This is a genomic window from Arthrobacter sp. AFG20 (genome assembly GCF_002892795.1).
Lineage (GTDB): Bacteria > Actinomycetota > Actinomycetes > Actinomycetales > Micrococcaceae > Arthrobacter.
This window is the reverse complement of sequence record NZ_PJMC01000046.1, coordinates 1-1018: the sequence shown is the minus strand read 5'-3', so window position 1 is coordinate 1018 and position 1018 is coordinate 1. Positions and strand designations below refer to the sequence as shown.

General features: G+C 66.0%; 1 pseudogene. It reads left to right on the top strand.

What is annotated here, in order from left to right:
- A pseudogene (locus CXZ05_RS22685) lies at positions 1–1018 on the top strand (pyruvate dehydrogenase (acetyl-transferring), homodimeric type); the annotation flags it as partial.

The window sequence follows — 1018 nt, the reverse complement described above, 5'->3', positions numbered from 1 at the left end:
GATCCTGGCCAAAACGGTCAAGGGCTACGGCCTGGGCCCGCACTTCGAAGGCCGCAACGCCACCCACCAGATGAAAAAACTCACCCTGGATGACCTGAAGAAGTTCCGCGACCACCTGCGGATCCCGGTCACGGATGAGCAGCTGGAGAAGGACCCGTACCGTCCGCCGTACTTCCACCCGGGCACGGACGCACCGGAAATCAAGTACCTCCTCGAGCGCCGCGCCGCCCTCGGCGGTTCCGTTCCGGAACGGCGCTCGAAGCACTCGGACATCGAGCTGCCCGAGGCGAAGACCTACGAGGTGGCCAAGCGCGGTTCGGGCAAGCAGCAGGCCGCCACCACCATGGCGTTCGTCCGTCTGCTCAAGGACCTGATGCGGGATAAGAACTTCGGCAAGCACATCGCGCCGATCATCCCGGATGAGGCCCGCACCTTTGGCATGGACGCGTTCTTCCCGACCGCGAAGATCTACAACCCCAAGGGCCAGAACTACCTGTCCGTGGACCGGGACCTGGTCCTGGCCTACAAGGAATCCGCCCAGGGCCAGCTGATCCACCCCGGCATCAACGAAGCCGGCGCCGTCGCAGCCTTCACCGCCGCCGGCACCGCCTACGCCACCCACGGCGTGCCCCTGGTCCCGGTCTACGTGTTCTACTCCATGTTCGGCTTCCAGCGCACCGGCGACGCCTTCTGGGCCGCCGCCGACCAGATGACCCGCGGCTTCATCATCGGCGCCACCGCCGGACGGACCACCCTCACCGGCGAAGGCCTCCAGCACGCCGACGGACACTCCCCCCTGCTGGCCTCCACCAACCCCGCCGTGGTCACCTACGACCCCGCCTACGGCTACGAAATGGGCCACATCGTCCGCGACGGCCTCGAACGCATGTACGGGCACGACTCCACAGACCGGAACCTGATGTACTACATCACGGTCTACAACGAGCCGATCGTCCAGCCCGCGGAGCCGGAGAACCTCGACGTCGAAGGCGTCATCAAGGGCATCTACAAGCTCGCG